Below are 15,464 nucleotides of genomic sequence, written 5' to 3'. Positions count from 1 at the left end.
CATCTCCTAACTTAGTTTCCGTTAACATATTACTTTACTTAAATACCTTAAATCAAAGCGATACAGATTTTTCCCATATATTGTTCTTGTATTCTTCTTTAAAACCAATTGCTAAATAAAATTTCTGATCAGAGCCAACATATACTGTTTCAGCGCCCTCTTTAGCAATCCTATTTGTTGCTTCTCTAATAACAGCACGCCCAAGTCCTATTTTTCTAAACTCTGGAATAGTTCCAACTGGCTCAAGTATACCTATTTTGTTTATATTGTCATACCACATTGTACAAAAAGCAACTATCTCATTAGCTTCAGATACAACATATAAATCTAAATCTACTCTATAGTTAGGAGTTTGTCTTAATGCTTCATAGCCGAGAGGTGATATATTCTCATAATTAGTATTTACATAACCAAAAGCCCTTGCATGAGCTTTTCCCTTTTCCACATCACTTACTTCATGTCCATTTTTTATTGAAAACCCATTTGGTAAATTTATATCTATAGAGCCATCAATATGGAATGCTGAAGTAGTTTCATAATTTTTTGTTTTTATATATCCTCTACTTAAAGCTAAGTCTTCCCCTTGCTTATACCCATTTGCTATTCGTAACTGCACAATGCTTTTTTTATCTTTCTCAAGAGTAAGATTTTCTTCAGTAAACTCAAACATTTCTTCTAAAATCCCCTGTGGAAATTCCTTCATACCAATATGAAAGAAGGCTTCTCCACTTCCTTCGCCTTCAGCACTTACAACCGATATTATCTTTCTATTTTGCTCCCAAATACCAATTGTACTTTCCCATTTTTCAATAGAAACTTCATTCATTATTCTAGCCATAGATTTTGAGAAGTTCCAACGCTCAATTGTCCAATTACGACCTTTTCCAATAGTTTTAAATGTATCCACTAAAAAATCTCTTACTCTTAGAAAATCATTTGCTTCATATTTTTTAAAACTTATATTCATGAACTTGCCTCCAATTATATTTTTTACTTACTTGATTTAATTTGCTAATCCTCTTTTATAAAAGTTAAAACCTTATATTTATTAACAGGATCTAATGATTTATATAAAAAGTTTGCAGTAAAGGGCTCTGCTCCAGTATCTATATAAACTATATCAATTCCCGAATCCTTCAATTTTAAAAACACCTTACTTAACATTGCTTTAGCTAATCCTTTACCTTGGAAATCAGGATGCGTTCCAACAGGATCAATTTCTGCCATCTTATTTTTCCAGTCAGGCCATACCGTGCAAAATGAAGCACATTGTTCCTCTGCTGTTATTATGATAATATTCCAATCATAGTAATACCCCGGTGCCTGCGACTTAGTTTTAAACCGTTGTTTACTAGAGCCCGCATGCGGAAACGCAGCATCTTTAGCTGTGAAAAATGTATCAAAATCTTTTAATTCAGATAAGGAACTCATTCGAAACCCTTGTTTTAACTGTGCATTTGGTAATGCTCGCCACATGTCATATGCATAAATGTTTTTCGAATGACACTTATAGTGAAACCCAGCGGATTTTAAGTTCTCAATTCTATAAGTATCTTCCTCTAATGCAAAGGTTGTCCGATTTCCTGTATGTCTTTCATTTATCCATTGAATAATATCTTTTTCCACTTCTCTATAATTAGGGTCCACTTGAATGTGAAATTCCTCTTCTCCATATTCTGAAATACAAAACCCAACTAATTGCCCATTATTGCTACGCCACAATCTTACCTTGTCTGATAATACTTTTATATCCTCTTCAGATCTATTAAAATTGTGTGCATAGTGCCAATTCTGAAATCGGCTAAAAAACCAATTAATAGGCGCACTATTTTGGAAATAACTATCAATTAATAAATTTTGCATTTCTTTTAGCTCATTATCTGTATGTGTATATTTACATGAATCATATTTCATAATTTATATTCTCCTTTAAATCATCACCTTGCTACTCTATTATTTATTTTCTAATAAAAATCATTATGTTATTTACTCTTCTCATAGGTTATTTCAGTCCAATCAATGAAATTAATCCATTAGCTAAAGTTTCACCCCAGCATAAGAAATCATGTCCACTATTAAAATACTCAAAATCTACCTTATATCCCTTTTCTGTTAATATATCTTTAAAAATAATATGTGTATCAATCATTGTTTCTTTATCCTCAAGAACTCCTACATTTAAGTAAAACTTAAGAGGTAGTTTATCTATTACTTTAAATTCATTACCTAACCAACAATCTATTTCATCATCTTTATAATTCTCTGGCTTATACCAACAAGACCCTGACTCAGAAAGTACATTCCCAAAAATTTCAGAATGTTTTAATCCTAAATATAATGCTGTTAATCCACCTAAACTATATCCTCCAATTACACATTCATCACCTTTACTAGAAATATTATAATTATCACGAGCCCAGGGTATTATTTCTTTAGCTATAATATTTACAAACTCATCATTGCACTTTAACTCCTCTCTTCTTGTTTCAGTTGAATCAATAAATATTGCAACTATAGGTGGTATTTTTTTATCAGCTATTAGATTGTCTAATATTTTTGTACCTGAAAGAAGATTAATGTATTCATCACCATCAGTTAAAACTAAAAATCCATAAGGTTCATTAGTTTTTTCATAACCATAAGGTGTATAAATTCTAATTCTTCGATTTTTTTCTAAATTTTCACTATGAAATTGATGCTCATATATAGTTCCTTTAGAAATATCATTTCTTTCTTTAGCCCAAAAATGTTCCTCTTCATTTGGCATTACAACGTAAGACCTTATTTCATCTTCTTCTCCATCTTCACCTTTAAAAACTAATCGATTTTTATTAAATCTATCATACATTAGGCTGTCCCATCTTTTTTCACAATTAACCTCCAATGAGTCATTAACAGAGAAAGCATATGTAAACCGTATGTTACTTCGCACTTTATAAGTTATATACCATAAATTTGTTTCAAGAAGCTTTTGCATTTTATTTTCTAATAAGTTATCCTCTCCAACTGGTGGCATAAATACTATATTTTCAAGTTCTTCATCTGCATTATAGATAAAAGTAACTAAGTCATTTTCAAAATCGCCCTCTAATTTTTCTATTAATGGAGTACCATTATGCTCTATTTCACATAAAAATTCGTCCATTACTTTATTATTTCCATGTTGAATTTTTTCTTCTAATTGCATAATTATTTTACTTTTTAATGATGTTTTTTGCATATTAAATATTCCTCCCTCAACAATTTTCTAATACTTCTTAAACTGAAATCCCAATACATCTACATCCTCTTGTTTGTTTAATCTCACATCATAATTTTTTCTAAGCTGAATCATATTTAAATGATCAAAGCCACATTCCCTATATAGTTTAATAGCTCCTGTATTTCTAGGAATAACATCAACAAACATTGCTATTATCTCTTTTTCTCTCATAAGTTCATCTAAGGCTGCCATAGCCTTCTTGCCGATGCCTTGCCCTCTAAATTCCTCTGAAATATAAAAATCCTCTAACCACGCAGCATTATTACCCCCAAATCTTACATAGAAAAAGCCTACTGATATTTCATCTTTAAAAACACTATAAACTTTCCCTGTTCCCTGCCATTCCCTAAGTGTTTCAACTGATTCTTCATCACTTATCCAAAACTCTTTTGGTGCATTAGTTAATTTTCTATGATAATTAATAAGCTCAGTTATCATTTTTGCTGTATCCATAAATAAATCTTGTTGCAATTCTTTTATACTTATATTCATTCTAATTTCTCCTCTATTTCCACCTTTAAAATCATTTGTTTGGGCATCATTTTTGTTTTTTGAACAGGATGAGATTTAAATTCCTCCTGAAATGTTGTTAAAACTTAATATTTTTTAAATTTTTTATAAGATCAGCTTCTATATAATCCTCAGTGAATATATAACTGAATGTAAGGTATTTGAAAATGAAGGTGCTGCTTTTATTTCTATAATGCCGTTGTTTAATGAATATACTGAGTACCTTTAAAGAACATTTTATATTTTTATCATTAATCCCCTTAATTGAAACTGGAGCCATAAAACTTTATACTAAAAAATATACATCAGTAATTGATTTTCCTTTATAATCTTTAGGTAAAATATCCATATACACTTCATCATAAGCTTTTCCACCTATAAAATGAGATTCACGTCTTCTTCCAAATTCCTTGAAGCCAACTTTATTATACATTTGTATTGCTTTATCATTATGAGAATAAACCACCACCATCACATTATGGAGGTTTAATATATTAAAACAATAATCTACAATAAGCTGCATTGTTTCAACCCCATAACCTTTACATCTGAAGTTCTCATCACCTATTAAAATAGCTAATTCCGTTGATCTATCTATAGCGCATACTTCTTTAAGCCAGCAAAACCCAATTAGCTTATCTTCTTTTAAATCAACTATTGAAAAATGATTAGCTTGGCTACTATAGTGTTTTCCGAAAAATTCTTTAGTACTTTCTATAGAATAATTGCCTGCTGCATCTCCCAGCCCAATAGCTGTATTCATGTCTGTAAACCATTCTGCAAATTTTTCATAATCATCATAAACCATTTGTGCCAGGTAACATTTTTCACCTATTAATTTTTTTAAATATTTCATACTATTTTCCTCCTCTATTTTTACCTTTAATTCATTACTTCTTTGTAAATAAATCTTTTTTCTATTAATTATCTGGTATAAGTTTCATATCCACTAACTCAAGCCCCTTTAAAAATCCCAAGTTATGATATACATTTTCAGCTTTATTCCCTACAGTTACATACAACCTAAGCACTGGATATTCTTCTTGTAAAACTGATAATGCTTTTTTAAGCATTTTAGTCCCAAGTCCTTTCCCTGCATAGCTCGGATTAACAGCTATTTCCCATACTAGTGGCCATTCCTGCCATAAAGATATTAAGCAAACGCCTACTAATTCTTTAGTTTTCTTATTATATATAAGTGTAGAAGCTTTATTTAAAACTTCTATCTGAGAATTATCTTTAAAATAATCTTCAATCCAAGAAACACGCTCTTCTACACTATATGTGGAATTTAAGCCGACATCATTTTGAAATGCTTGAAATATTAATTCTGCCATTTCTAATTTGTTCTCTTCCTTAGGAATAACAATATTAAAATCTCTCTCCCAAGTAACTTTAAATTCTTCTGTTGGTCTTATCATCCAGCGACCACTCTCACCTTTTATAAAACCTATTTTTTCATATATATCTATCTGTGATAATTCAACTACAGACACTTCTATATTTTTATTCCTATCTGACCAATAAACTAAAATTTCTTTAACTTTTTTTAATAACTTATATTCATCTGAATAAGGTGGTATAACAAATAATTCGCCTATGTGGTTAGGTTGTATGAAAATTCCTCCAACTTTTACACAATCTTTAATTATCCAAAAGTAATCATCATCCTTACAAACTACAGAACGCATCATATCAAAGCTTTTTTTAAACCATCCATTAGCCTTTTGTAATCCATGATAAACCGAATGATATTTAGAAAACTCTGTGTACTCTACTCTTTCCAATGCGAACTCCTCACCTAGATTATATTTTGTTGTTTCTTTTGACCACTTTTCAAAATCAGATACTTGGCAATTATAGTCCAGCGCTAACTGTTCTTTCGCAATTTGTAGAATTTCAGTTTTTGTGTACATATTATTACCCTCCATTTATATCCCTAAAATTTAATATTCCTTAAATCCTTTAAAAGTTCATCATCTATATACTCCTCAGTAAATATATAAAAGTCTGGTGACGTAAACCTTACCGACCCATCTTCTAGTGTTATATGTCTTAAACTTAAAGCTGCAGTGTCATTTAGATTTACAAATCCATAGTTTCTTGATTCATCCTGGTTTGAATAAAGTTGTATCTTATCTTTTAGATTGTTAGTTCCATATAATAGTGAAGAGGTTGCTAAAATGTCCATACCTTCTCCACCTACTTTGTATTTGTCAAAGGTTCCCTTTAAATTCTTTAATTTTATCCAATTATTTTTAGGGTTTTCATCAAAATTAAAGAAGGAAAAACCTTCAAATGATTCATAATTCATAAGCTTGCCTGTATTTTGAACTATTTCTGCTGTATGGCATAATACCGGTACTCCAGGTAACATCAAATAATATTGATTTACATCTAAGCCTTTATAGTACTCATTGTTTTTTACATGAAGTTTTATTTTAATACCTTGCCATTTATTTTTAAAATTATCTTCAATGGTCACAAAATCAGCCTGTATATTTTCTTCTAAAACTGATCTAAAGCTTAAATCTTCTGGAAGTGTACCTATTCCTCCAAACCATGGATTAAACCATGATTTTGGTCTTGGTGTTGGAAAAGAATTTTCAAGCCATTCATGATTATTGTATTTTAAAGAATATAGTACATGACTGAAAGTATGGCATGCTTTAATTTCCATAACACCGTTGCATGCGGAGTATACTCTATGGCCTTGCTCTTCAAGTATTTTTGATTCACATAAATCATTTTTAATTTTAAATATCATCTTATTTTCTTCTGAATAAATATTGTCAGTATCTATTTCTAAATTTAAAATATCCCTATCGATAGCCTTGCTTAAAGAAGGTTTAAATTCTGTTTCAAAATTTTTATCTTCCTTACTTACGCTATTACTTATTTTCTCAAAGTTCTTATTTTTAGAGCTTATAGAATATTCACCATCTAAACAACAAGCTTCATACTGAGAAATTTTAACGGTGAAATTTTCTTTAACAAAAGGATTACCATCATTAACCATCATTCCAAGCGAATTGCTTAGGACTAAATTATTTGTATCACTTTTCTCTAAAGCAAAATTTCTAAAAGCCTTCCAATCTTTAAAAGTATCTAATGCCATAAATACAGGTTTTGTAACCCTTTTCTCTTTAGCTTTCATTTTCCCAAACTCATGTTCAAATACTATCTCCCACCCGTTTGATTTAGCTTTCAGCTCGCTATTCCAGCATAATCCCAGGCTCTCTCCAGTATTTCTTGCATATATCCAGTTTTCTGTTAAATCATCTAAATTAAAATCTTCTATCCATTCAGCGCTAGAATCTGTAATTTCAATAAACTTACCTTTTAGTGGCAAAATAGCCTTAGTAAGTTTCATAAATAAATTTTGAGATAAACAAATTTCACTGGCCGTTTCATCCATTCCATCATTATAAACTTCATAATGATGCTCTGCTATTCCATTTTGAGAAAGTTTTAATATAGACTCTATCCTTATATTTTTATAAGTTTCAGATACAAAGGTGGTTTTTAATACCATTTTTTCATTTTCCTCATAATGTTTTATTTCCCTCGGACTTGCATTTGAAAATTCTTCTGAAAAAGGTCTTCCTAGAATCGGATAGCATATATTACCATTTCTATCCTGTATTCCAAATGCTTGTATCGATATTTTATTTTCTTCGTTTAGCTTTGCTGAATACACTCCATTTGCAGCTATATAGAAATCCTCTGTTTTTCCACCAAATCTTCCCTCTTTACCTTTTAATGCTGATGTTAATTCTTTTTTAAATACTACTTCACTTCCATTTTCAAGCTTTGCTTTTACCTTAACTACTTCGTTATAGAAATTAAAGTTATTTAAAACATACTGGAGCTTAACAGATTTTCTTTCACTGGCCTCCATAGGGATACTTAAACTTTTATTTATAAATTTAATATCCTTATTTTCCACAAGCTCTAATTCAAAGGTAACAGCTTGTTTATAATTATTTTTTATATCTAAATACATAACTGAATTTATGTTTTTATAACATTCTTTTCTTGGAACCTTTAGTGATAAACTCCCTGGATACTGAGCATCTACACCTATTTTAAATTCTACTTTCTTATCATTTATTAAGATCTCCGATACTACTGATGGATAAGTATTAAATTGACCAACCTTTTTTTCAGGTTCATTAACTAAAAATTCACCTTCAATAATTTCTTTATCTATTACTTCAACTTCTGCACTAAAGGAATATTTTATATTTTTATCATCTCTACCCTTTACTTTAATATTCAAAGGCTTTTTAGATTTATTAATAACTTCATATTTAATCTTATACTTCCCACCTAATATAAGCTTTTGATCATCCATATTAGCCTTTATTAGATAATCCGAGCATTCAATTAATGTAATGCCACGACTTTTATTTTCAAACTGTACTCTTAAGACTTTTCCTTCTTTTTCCCAGAGGTACTCATAATAAATAAGCCCATTTTCCTCTATGCCATCTGGCTCCATATTTATAGTTCTTTTTAAGTCCTTGTACCAATGAACATTTTCAAAATACTCTTTAAATGCTAACCCATTTACTACTCCCGGTATAAAATTCATTAAATGTGTTGAATCATCTCTTTTTTCTAAAAAGAAACCACATCTTTTATAAAGTGGAAGTGATTTTGTATTACCTGGCCATGTATAAAGGTCAATTCTTGGCCATGCAAGTTCTATAGTTCTTTCTATAGATTTACATACTAAGGTTCTTCCAATTCCCGTACCGTGAAGGTCGTATCTTACATTTAAAAGTCTTACATAAAGCGTATTATCATCATACTCATATTTTGATAGTCCACAATATCCTACTATTTCCTCCCCCTTAACTGCTAAATAAGTGTTTATATCTGTGCTGCTTTCATGTGATTTTAAAACACTTTCCTCTGTTTCCGTGGCCCAATTTCCGTTCCATCCTTCTGAACTTTTTCTCCACATATCTGCAATAGCTTTTGCATAAGAATTATTGTATTGGACTAATTTTAAATCTTCCATTTTTATCTGCCCCCATTCTATTATATTTCCCTGTTTTCAGTGCTGTTTCCAGTGGGGACGGTTAACAACTTATTATACTTATTTACATTTTTTTTGCTTTTAAGACCGCTCCTTAATTGAAAACACAATAAAGTTGTTAACCGTCCCCGGTTATTTATTCTCGCTGATTAATTTTTCTAATATTTTCTTCCCTCTTATATTCTTAGGATCTAACTCTACTGATTTCTTATAACTTTCTAAAGCTAAATCCTTATCACCATTAATTAAATATATTTCTCCCAAACTATCATAAAGATTAGATGATTCTGGGAATACTATAATTGAAATTTTCAGTAAATCAATAGCCTTAATATTGTTATATTCTAATAGTGCATAAGCAAGTATATTTAACTCACCCTCATTAACAAAATACTTGCCCATAGAATTTTCTTTTATTTCGTAATATTCTTTAACTGCCATTTCATAACCATCGTTAATCATTCTTTTTGCAATATAGTGTGCAAAGGATTCCTTTATAGCTTCAATTTTATCTCCTAATACTATATCCAAAATATTTGTGCATAGGTTATTTAAAGACATATAATCTGAATTTGCCATAATAGCAATTGCTATTCCTCTCTCAGGTAAAGTTATCAAATTACTTCTAAACCCTGTATCTCCACCATTATGAGACCTAACCTTATTTCCTTTATATTCGCCTAAGAACCATGCCAATCCAATTTGTGAAGTATATCCACCCCACCCTGTAACTGCCTGCTGTTTCCAAAGTTCTTCATAACTATTAGCTTCTAATATCTTAGTTTTTTCAAATCTTCCTTCATTCATATTAGCAATTGCATAATTACACAGTTCTACTACATTAGAGCATAGGGTAGAGCTTGGACCATGTGCGCGATTATAAGGAAAAACTTCACTTACCTTAGCTCCATAGGGATTTTCAATGCCTAGAATATGAGGTGATGTAAGTAGTTCTTTTGAAACTAATGGCTTTAAAAAGTTACTTTCTTTCATTTTAAGTACATCTAAAATATTTTCTTTCATATAATCTTCAAAAGATACTCCAGAAACCTTTGCAATAACATCTCCTAATATTTCAAAAGCAATATTGCTGTAAGCAAATTTTTCTCCTGGTTCCCACATTAATTCTTTATCTTTTAAGCTTCTAACATATCTTTCTAATGCCCCTGCATCATATTGTGGCTTATCCCATTCATAGTCCTCTTCATCTGGCATACCTGAAATATGACTTAACATCTGCCGAATTGTAATTTTCTTGTATCTATCATCTTTAAGCTCAAAATAAGGTAAATATTCTATCAAGTGTGAGTCTAACTTAATTTTACCTTGCTCCACTAACTGCATTATTCCTGTAACTACGAAAGTCTTTGATACTGATGCCATGTGAAATAGTGAGTATTCATCAACTTTCTCTTTAGTCTCAATATTTTTCACGCCAAAGCCTTTTGTATAAATAACTTCATTATCATAAACCACACCTACTGCCAGGCCTGGAATATAGTTTTTTACCGTATATTCATTAAGTACCTTATCTAAGTTTTTTACTATTTGATTTTTAATTTCCATCATAATCGCCCCTTTATTATTTCTTAAATGTCGTTATTTTTTTTCCCAAAAGTACAAATTGCCAACCAATTCAAAACCTACTGATTCATATAATCTATTTGGAGCTGGATATCCTTTTTGCCAGCTTGTTTGTATTGTTGCTCTTTCTGCCCCTAAATCTTGTGCATTTTTTAATGCAGTAAGCATCATAGCCTTGCTTAATCCTCTTTTTCTATGGTCAAAAAAACATGCTACTGCTTCAAAGCTTGCCATTTTATTTTTCTTATCATATTGACCACTACAAAAGGCAGCCACTTTATGGTCTGGTCCCATCACCACAACATCTAGCTCATTTCTATATGTAGATGTTTTAGTAATATTCTCTAAATAAGTCTCGTTTTTGTTCATTCCTAGGCACCTTCTGTAAATTTCAAACAGTCTATCTTTATCAGGAATCTCTTTTAAAGTCTTTATATAATAACCTTCAGGCAGCTTTGGAATTTCTATTGATCCATTGTACTCAAATACACGATGTGGTCTGTATTCTTCATTTTTGCAATACCCTTTTTCTTTCAAAACCTCTTCCAGCTCAACATCACCATCAAAAATCTCCCATTGAATATTCTCATCTTGATCATTTTCAGTGATAGTATCTTTTACTGTAATTTCTGCAACATCAACCATTTCATTAAATAAGCTTTTTTTGTTAGGATGTATAAACATATTAATTTCACTTCCACATGGCCAAAATCCACCTATAAGTTTATTATCCTCAAACCAAAGATTTACATCTTTAAACATTTCATCTAGCCCACCAATGTAATTTTCCGAAGAAAAATCAGAAACCCATTGAAACTCAAAGAACCCTAAATTCATATAAAACTTTGGTCCTGTTATTGATACACACTCCTCTAAAAATTCACACATTTTTGTAAAATCCTCATACCCACTATACCGTCTATGCATTATTGTCATCTTTCTCTCTCCTTCCAGTAATCTTTATTATTTCTTAACTGTCCCTTTTTTTAAAAAATAAAGATGCAGATGAACCTACATTCATCTACATCCTTTTAACCAGTCACCTAAAGTGCCGAAATTTCATTATTATATATGATTTCATCCAAATATTTTAACTATGGATAAATATCTAACATATATATTTATTTAAAATAAAAAGCTGTGTTGTCAAAAACAACACAGCTCTAATTTCAAATTATTATTAAGTAAGATAACGCTAAAATATAATTACTTTTTATAAATCTAGTATTAAAGTAAAAACATATTTCCTAGCACTTTTATAACTTACTGTAATGTTAATGAAAATCAAAGAATTGTAATTGATGTTGTTCAATCAATATAATTAAAATCCTAAAATCTACAGCAAATAAACCTAAACTATTAAAAAATATAATTTTTAATATTATAGATTACTATATATTTTGAGTATTTCAAATAAACCTAAAATATAGGGTCTATAAAAACACTTATACCTATAGTATTTCTGCTATGATTTTATTATTAGATTTTAAATTTATTATAATTGTAACAACATAATAATCATTCTTTAGTTCCCCTTTCACAGTAATTTTTTAAATATATCGACTTTGTTAAATTGTCGATATATTGATTATATTGTACATTTTCCCATTAGTCAACCTTTTTATAAATATAATTTTCTGAACTTTCTGTTAAATTATTACCTTGGGTACTGTATATTAATGATCTTGTTCAAAATAAAAAAAGACACCTACATAAGTGTCTTCATATATCATTTATTATTTTGCACCTTTTAGATATGCAATATCTGTTATATTCTTTCCTGTAGCAAGTTCTACAAAATTTAAGTCTTTAGCAATTGTATCTATTTTCAAATTAGTTTCTTTTATTTCAGCCTTAACTTCACCAGACATATTTACAACTTGATGCGTTAAATTATCTATATCCGCTTTGTGAAATTCTGCAGCGACTTTTAGTGAATTAAGCATTTCACCATGTTCTTTAAGCTGAATTTTGACTAATTGCATATCACCTTGCATATTTTGCATATCGCCTTGCATCTGTCCTAATATCTTTAATATTTTATCTTCATTATTCATTATATCAACTCCTTTTTACTTATTTCATTTGGTCTTATCTTTAATTACTACACTATATTTATATATTTAAGACTAAAACCATTATCCCTTTAGGGTTTAGGGTAGTTGGCAATTGACAGTATTTCAAGTTGTTTTTTAAAGTAAAAATCATTATTGTATTATAAACACTATCCAATTTAAATCACTAAATTACTTATAAATTAATTTCAATATATAATATTATTTTAACAGAAATATATTCTAAGGTAAAATGGTAGATTAACACATTTTTTCCATAAAATTTATTTAACTTCAAACCATGATTTAACCATATATATTGAAATAGTAAATTATTGAAAATAATCAATTTAAATGTTAATATAGAATATGAACTTAGGTGGGGGTGAATAATATGCTATGTATTTTATCTAAAGATTGTGTAAATAATAAAAAACTCTGTGCGAAGTCTGTATATATATGGATTTGGTGATGTTTTGCACAGAGACAAAGATTTAATCACCATTAATAGTTATATTGCATATAATACAGGCTTTGCCTTCTTAAATTTAAAATATATTTAAGGAGCTGAGTTTATGAACTATGTAAAAGCTAAAACAATTTTACCAGATAATTTAGTTAAAGAAATTCAAAAATATATTCAAGGTCAATATGTATATATTCCATCCGAGCCACAAAAAAGAAAAAAGTGGGGAGAGAATTCAGGTAATAGGGCATATATACAAAAAAGAAATGATGCTATACGCAGTAAATACGAAGAAGGATATACAATTAATGTTTTAGCTGACGATTTTTTTCTATCAGTATGTAGCATTAAGAAGATTATATATGCAAAAACCGCATAAATTTAACGACGTTTCACAAGAAAAAACTCCCATTTATATAAATAGGAGTTTTTTCTTGTGAATGTCCGCGGCTATTTCTTCTTAATGCCCCAAAGATATACTTGCCCATCATCATCCTTTGTAAAAGTATATTCTTCATCTATCCATGTATGGTGTAAAACATTCTCGCTAATTGGATAAGTAGGCAAAATATATTCATCATCAATAATTAAAAATATACCATCCTTTTCTTTTTTCAGCTCTAGTTTGCTGTCATCTTCTTCGTACACCCCTAAATAGCTTTCCAATGTGTTATCACTCAAAGGAAACACCTCAGGCTTTACAGGCATCTCATACTCTTCCCCAAAAGCTATGGAAGCAATTACACTACATAATTTATTTACAGCTGTAAATCCATAATTACTCAAAACTACAACAGCAAACCCATCATCTACATATCTATGTATTTCAGTTAAAAAACCTTCACATCCACCATTATGTTTAACAACTCTTCTATTGCCATTCATATTTATTTCAACACCATAGCCATAGTTATTCATATATGGGCTATTCATTTTTTCAATAGACTTTCTGCTTAATAACTTATCACTATTTAAGGCCTGGTTCCATGTCAATAAATCCTGAGTTGTTGAATACATAGCCCCGGAAGAAAATATCAAATTCATATTGATATTTTCGCAGTGTATCAGATGATCGCCATTTAGATAATAGCCTGATGCTTTATTTTCAATTATTTTTTTCTCATCATCTACCCCTGTATTAAACATGCCTAGCGGTAGAAAAATCTTTTCAGTTAAAAATTCACTGTAGGTCTTTCCTGATAATTTTTCAATTAACATTCCCAGAAAGTAATATCCTGTATTGCTGTAATTGTATTGTGTACCAGGTTCAAAATCCAATGGCCTACTTACAAACATTTTAATTAAATCAGATTTTTTATGGTACATCCTCTGAAAAGTTTTATGGGAGTCTGGCAGGTTTGAGTAGTTAAAAACTCCAGAGGTATGAGTTAATAAGTGATGGATAGTAATTTTTGGGTTTAGATCAACCCAATCAGGAAAATATTTTTTCAAACTATCTTCTACCCTTAATAATCCCCTTTCCTCCAGCATTAGAATAGCTACAGCCGTAAACTGTTTTGTAATTGACCATATTTTATATTTAGTCTCTGTAATATTTTTAACCTTGTATTCAATGTTAGCGTATCCGTAATCTTTCTTAAACAGTACTTCCCCATCCTTTATAGCAGCGATAGAACCACTAAAGGCCCATAATTTTGTATATAATTCTAGGTATTCATTTATTTGATTTTTTACATCTTTGTCTTTCATTACGTTACCCCCTTTTGTAAGCTTGAATTGTCTTATATATAATTTTAACATTATAATTTTTGTAATAAAAGAGAAAGTATATTTCTATATTATTCTTTACACCAATCCTATCATCATAATGAAAATTGCTAAATTGCAGAAGAAACAATTAACAATTAACAATAGATATAAATAAAGAAGGAACCCAGTATTTATTAGGTTTCCTTCTTTATTAGTTCAGATATCAGAAAAAGTGTCCAGATAACTATTTAGCTAAATTCAAACCACTTCTCTCTAATATTGGTTTAATAACAACTGCTAAAGGTATAGCTATTGCTATTCCTAATCCCGTTGTTATTAAAGATGATACCATTTTCACAACTGCAACATTAAATCCTACAAATACAAACCAGTTAACAAGAAAATATCCCAGTAATGATACTACTCCACCAACTATAAAGCCAATAATATTTTGAGACATACTTTTGCCTTCTTTTCCTCTTGCAAATGCAATGCTTCCTGCTGTATATCCTGTTAATCCTTTTATTATTAATGTAGGTAAAACCCAAGCTATATAAGCAGGATTTGTTGCATCAAATAATGCACATCCGATACCTCCTGCAAAAGCTGCATCCTTACCAATTATAACTGCTGTAAGAAATATAACTGTTGTTCCTAAATGAACCATTGTTGGACTTCCGCTTATATTTATAGGAATATGTGCCCAAGTTCCAATAAAACATAATGCTGCAAAAAGCCCACAAAGTACTACTCTTTTAACTTTCATAAATTATCCCCCTACAACTATTTATTTGTAATCATTTACAAGGATTATTATACCAGTAAACTTAT

General features: G+C 29.9%; 13 protein-coding genes. 1 reads left to right on the top strand and 12 read right to left on the bottom strand.

Features of this window, described 5'->3' with window-relative positions:
• Nucleotides 1-52: 52 nt before the first annotated feature.
• The 10 genes from ACREV6_RS14510 to ACREV6_RS14465 form a co-directional block, all read right to left on the bottom strand.
• Nucleotides 53-967 (bottom strand): GNAT family N-acetyltransferase, encoded by a 915-nt coding sequence (locus ACREV6_RS14510; RefSeq protein WP_431578756.1) that lies wholly within the window; start codon nucleotides 965-967, stop codon nucleotides 53-55.
• Nucleotides 968-1,011: 44 nt separating this feature from the next.
• The gene (locus ACREV6_RS14505; protein WP_431578755.1) at nucleotides 1,012-1,914 is read right to left on the bottom strand and encodes a GNAT family N-acetyltransferase; all 903 of its coding nucleotides are present in this window, start codon (nucleotides 1,912-1,914) and stop codon (nucleotides 1,012-1,014) included.
• Nucleotides 1,915-2,002: 88 nt separating this feature from the next.
• Nucleotides 2,003-3,220: an alpha/beta hydrolase gene (locus ACREV6_RS14500; RefSeq protein ID WP_431578754.1), complete on the bottom strand. Its 1,218-nt coding sequence runs from the start codon at nucleotides 3,218-3,220 to the stop codon at nucleotides 2,003-2,005.
• Nucleotides 3,221-3,247: 27 nt separating this feature from the next.
• Nucleotides 3,248-3,754, bottom strand: a complete 507-nt coding sequence (locus ACREV6_RS14495) for a GNAT family N-acetyltransferase (RefSeq protein ID WP_431578753.1) — start codon at nucleotides 3,752-3,754, stop codon at nucleotides 3,248-3,250.
• Nucleotides 3,755-4,058: 304 nt separating this feature from the next.
• The gene (locus ACREV6_RS14490; RefSeq protein WP_431578752.1) at nucleotides 4,059-4,628 is read right to left on the bottom strand and encodes a GNAT family N-acetyltransferase; all 570 of its coding nucleotides are present in this window, start codon (nucleotides 4,626-4,628) and stop codon (nucleotides 4,059-4,061) included.
• 64 nt (nucleotides 4,629-4,692) lie between these two features.
• The gene (locus ACREV6_RS14485; RefSeq protein ID WP_431578751.1) at nucleotides 4,693-5,688 is read right to left on the bottom strand and encodes a GNAT family N-acetyltransferase; all 996 of its coding nucleotides are present in this window, start codon (nucleotides 5,686-5,688) and stop codon (nucleotides 4,693-4,695) included.
• 23 nt (nucleotides 5,689-5,711) lie between these two features.
• Nucleotides 5,712-8,801 (bottom strand): GNAT family N-acetyltransferase, encoded by a 3,090-nt coding sequence (locus ACREV6_RS14480; protein ID WP_431578750.1) that lies wholly within the window; start codon nucleotides 8,799-8,801, stop codon nucleotides 5,712-5,714.
• Nucleotides 8,802-8,951: 150 nt separating this feature from the next.
• Nucleotides 8,952-10,388, bottom strand: coding sequence for a serine hydrolase (locus tag ACREV6_RS14475; RefSeq protein WP_431578749.1), 1,437 nt, complete (start codon nucleotides 10,386-10,388; stop codon nucleotides 8,952-8,954).
• Nucleotides 10,389-10,418: 30 nt separating this feature from the next.
• Nucleotides 10,419-11,339: a GNAT family N-acetyltransferase gene (locus tag ACREV6_RS14470; RefSeq protein ID WP_431578748.1), complete on the bottom strand. Its 921-nt coding sequence runs from the start codon at nucleotides 11,337-11,339 to the stop codon at nucleotides 10,419-10,421.
• A gap of 800 nt (nucleotides 11,340-12,139) precedes the next feature.
• A complete protein-coding gene (locus ACREV6_RS14465; RefSeq protein WP_431578747.1) occupies nucleotides 12,140-12,460 on the bottom strand; it encodes a hypothetical protein in 321 nt (106 codons plus the stop codon).
• Nucleotides 12,461-13,032: 572 nt separating this feature from the next.
• On the opposite strand from ACREV6_RS14465, the gene ACREV6_RS14460 reads away from it, so the two are divergent.
• Nucleotides 13,033-13,302 carry a CD3324 family protein gene (locus tag ACREV6_RS14460; RefSeq protein WP_431578746.1) on the top strand — a complete coding sequence of 90 codons (270 nt, stop codon included), beginning with the start codon at nucleotides 13,033-13,035 and terminating at the stop codon, nucleotides 13,300-13,302.
• 71 nt (nucleotides 13,303-13,373) lie between these two features.
• Here the strand turns inward: ACREV6_RS14460 and ACREV6_RS14455 are convergent, their stop codons facing one another.
• Nucleotides 13,374-14,633 carry a serine hydrolase domain-containing protein gene (locus ACREV6_RS14455; RefSeq protein WP_431578745.1) on the bottom strand — a complete coding sequence of 420 codons (1,260 nt, stop codon included), beginning with the start codon at nucleotides 14,631-14,633 and terminating at the stop codon, nucleotides 13,374-13,376.
• Nucleotides 14,634-14,877: 244 nt separating this feature from the next.
• Nucleotides 14,878-15,399, bottom strand: coding sequence for an ECF transporter S component (locus tag ACREV6_RS14450; RefSeq protein ID WP_431578744.1), 522 nt, complete (start codon nucleotides 15,397-15,399; stop codon nucleotides 14,878-14,880).
• Between the last annotated feature and the right edge of the window lie 65 nt (nucleotides 15,400-15,464).

The organism is Clostridium sp. (assembly GCF_050717515.1).
Lineage (GTDB): Bacteria > Bacillota > Clostridia > Clostridiales > Clostridiaceae > Clostridium_AD.
This window is presented reverse-complemented; position numbering and strand designations above follow the sequence as displayed.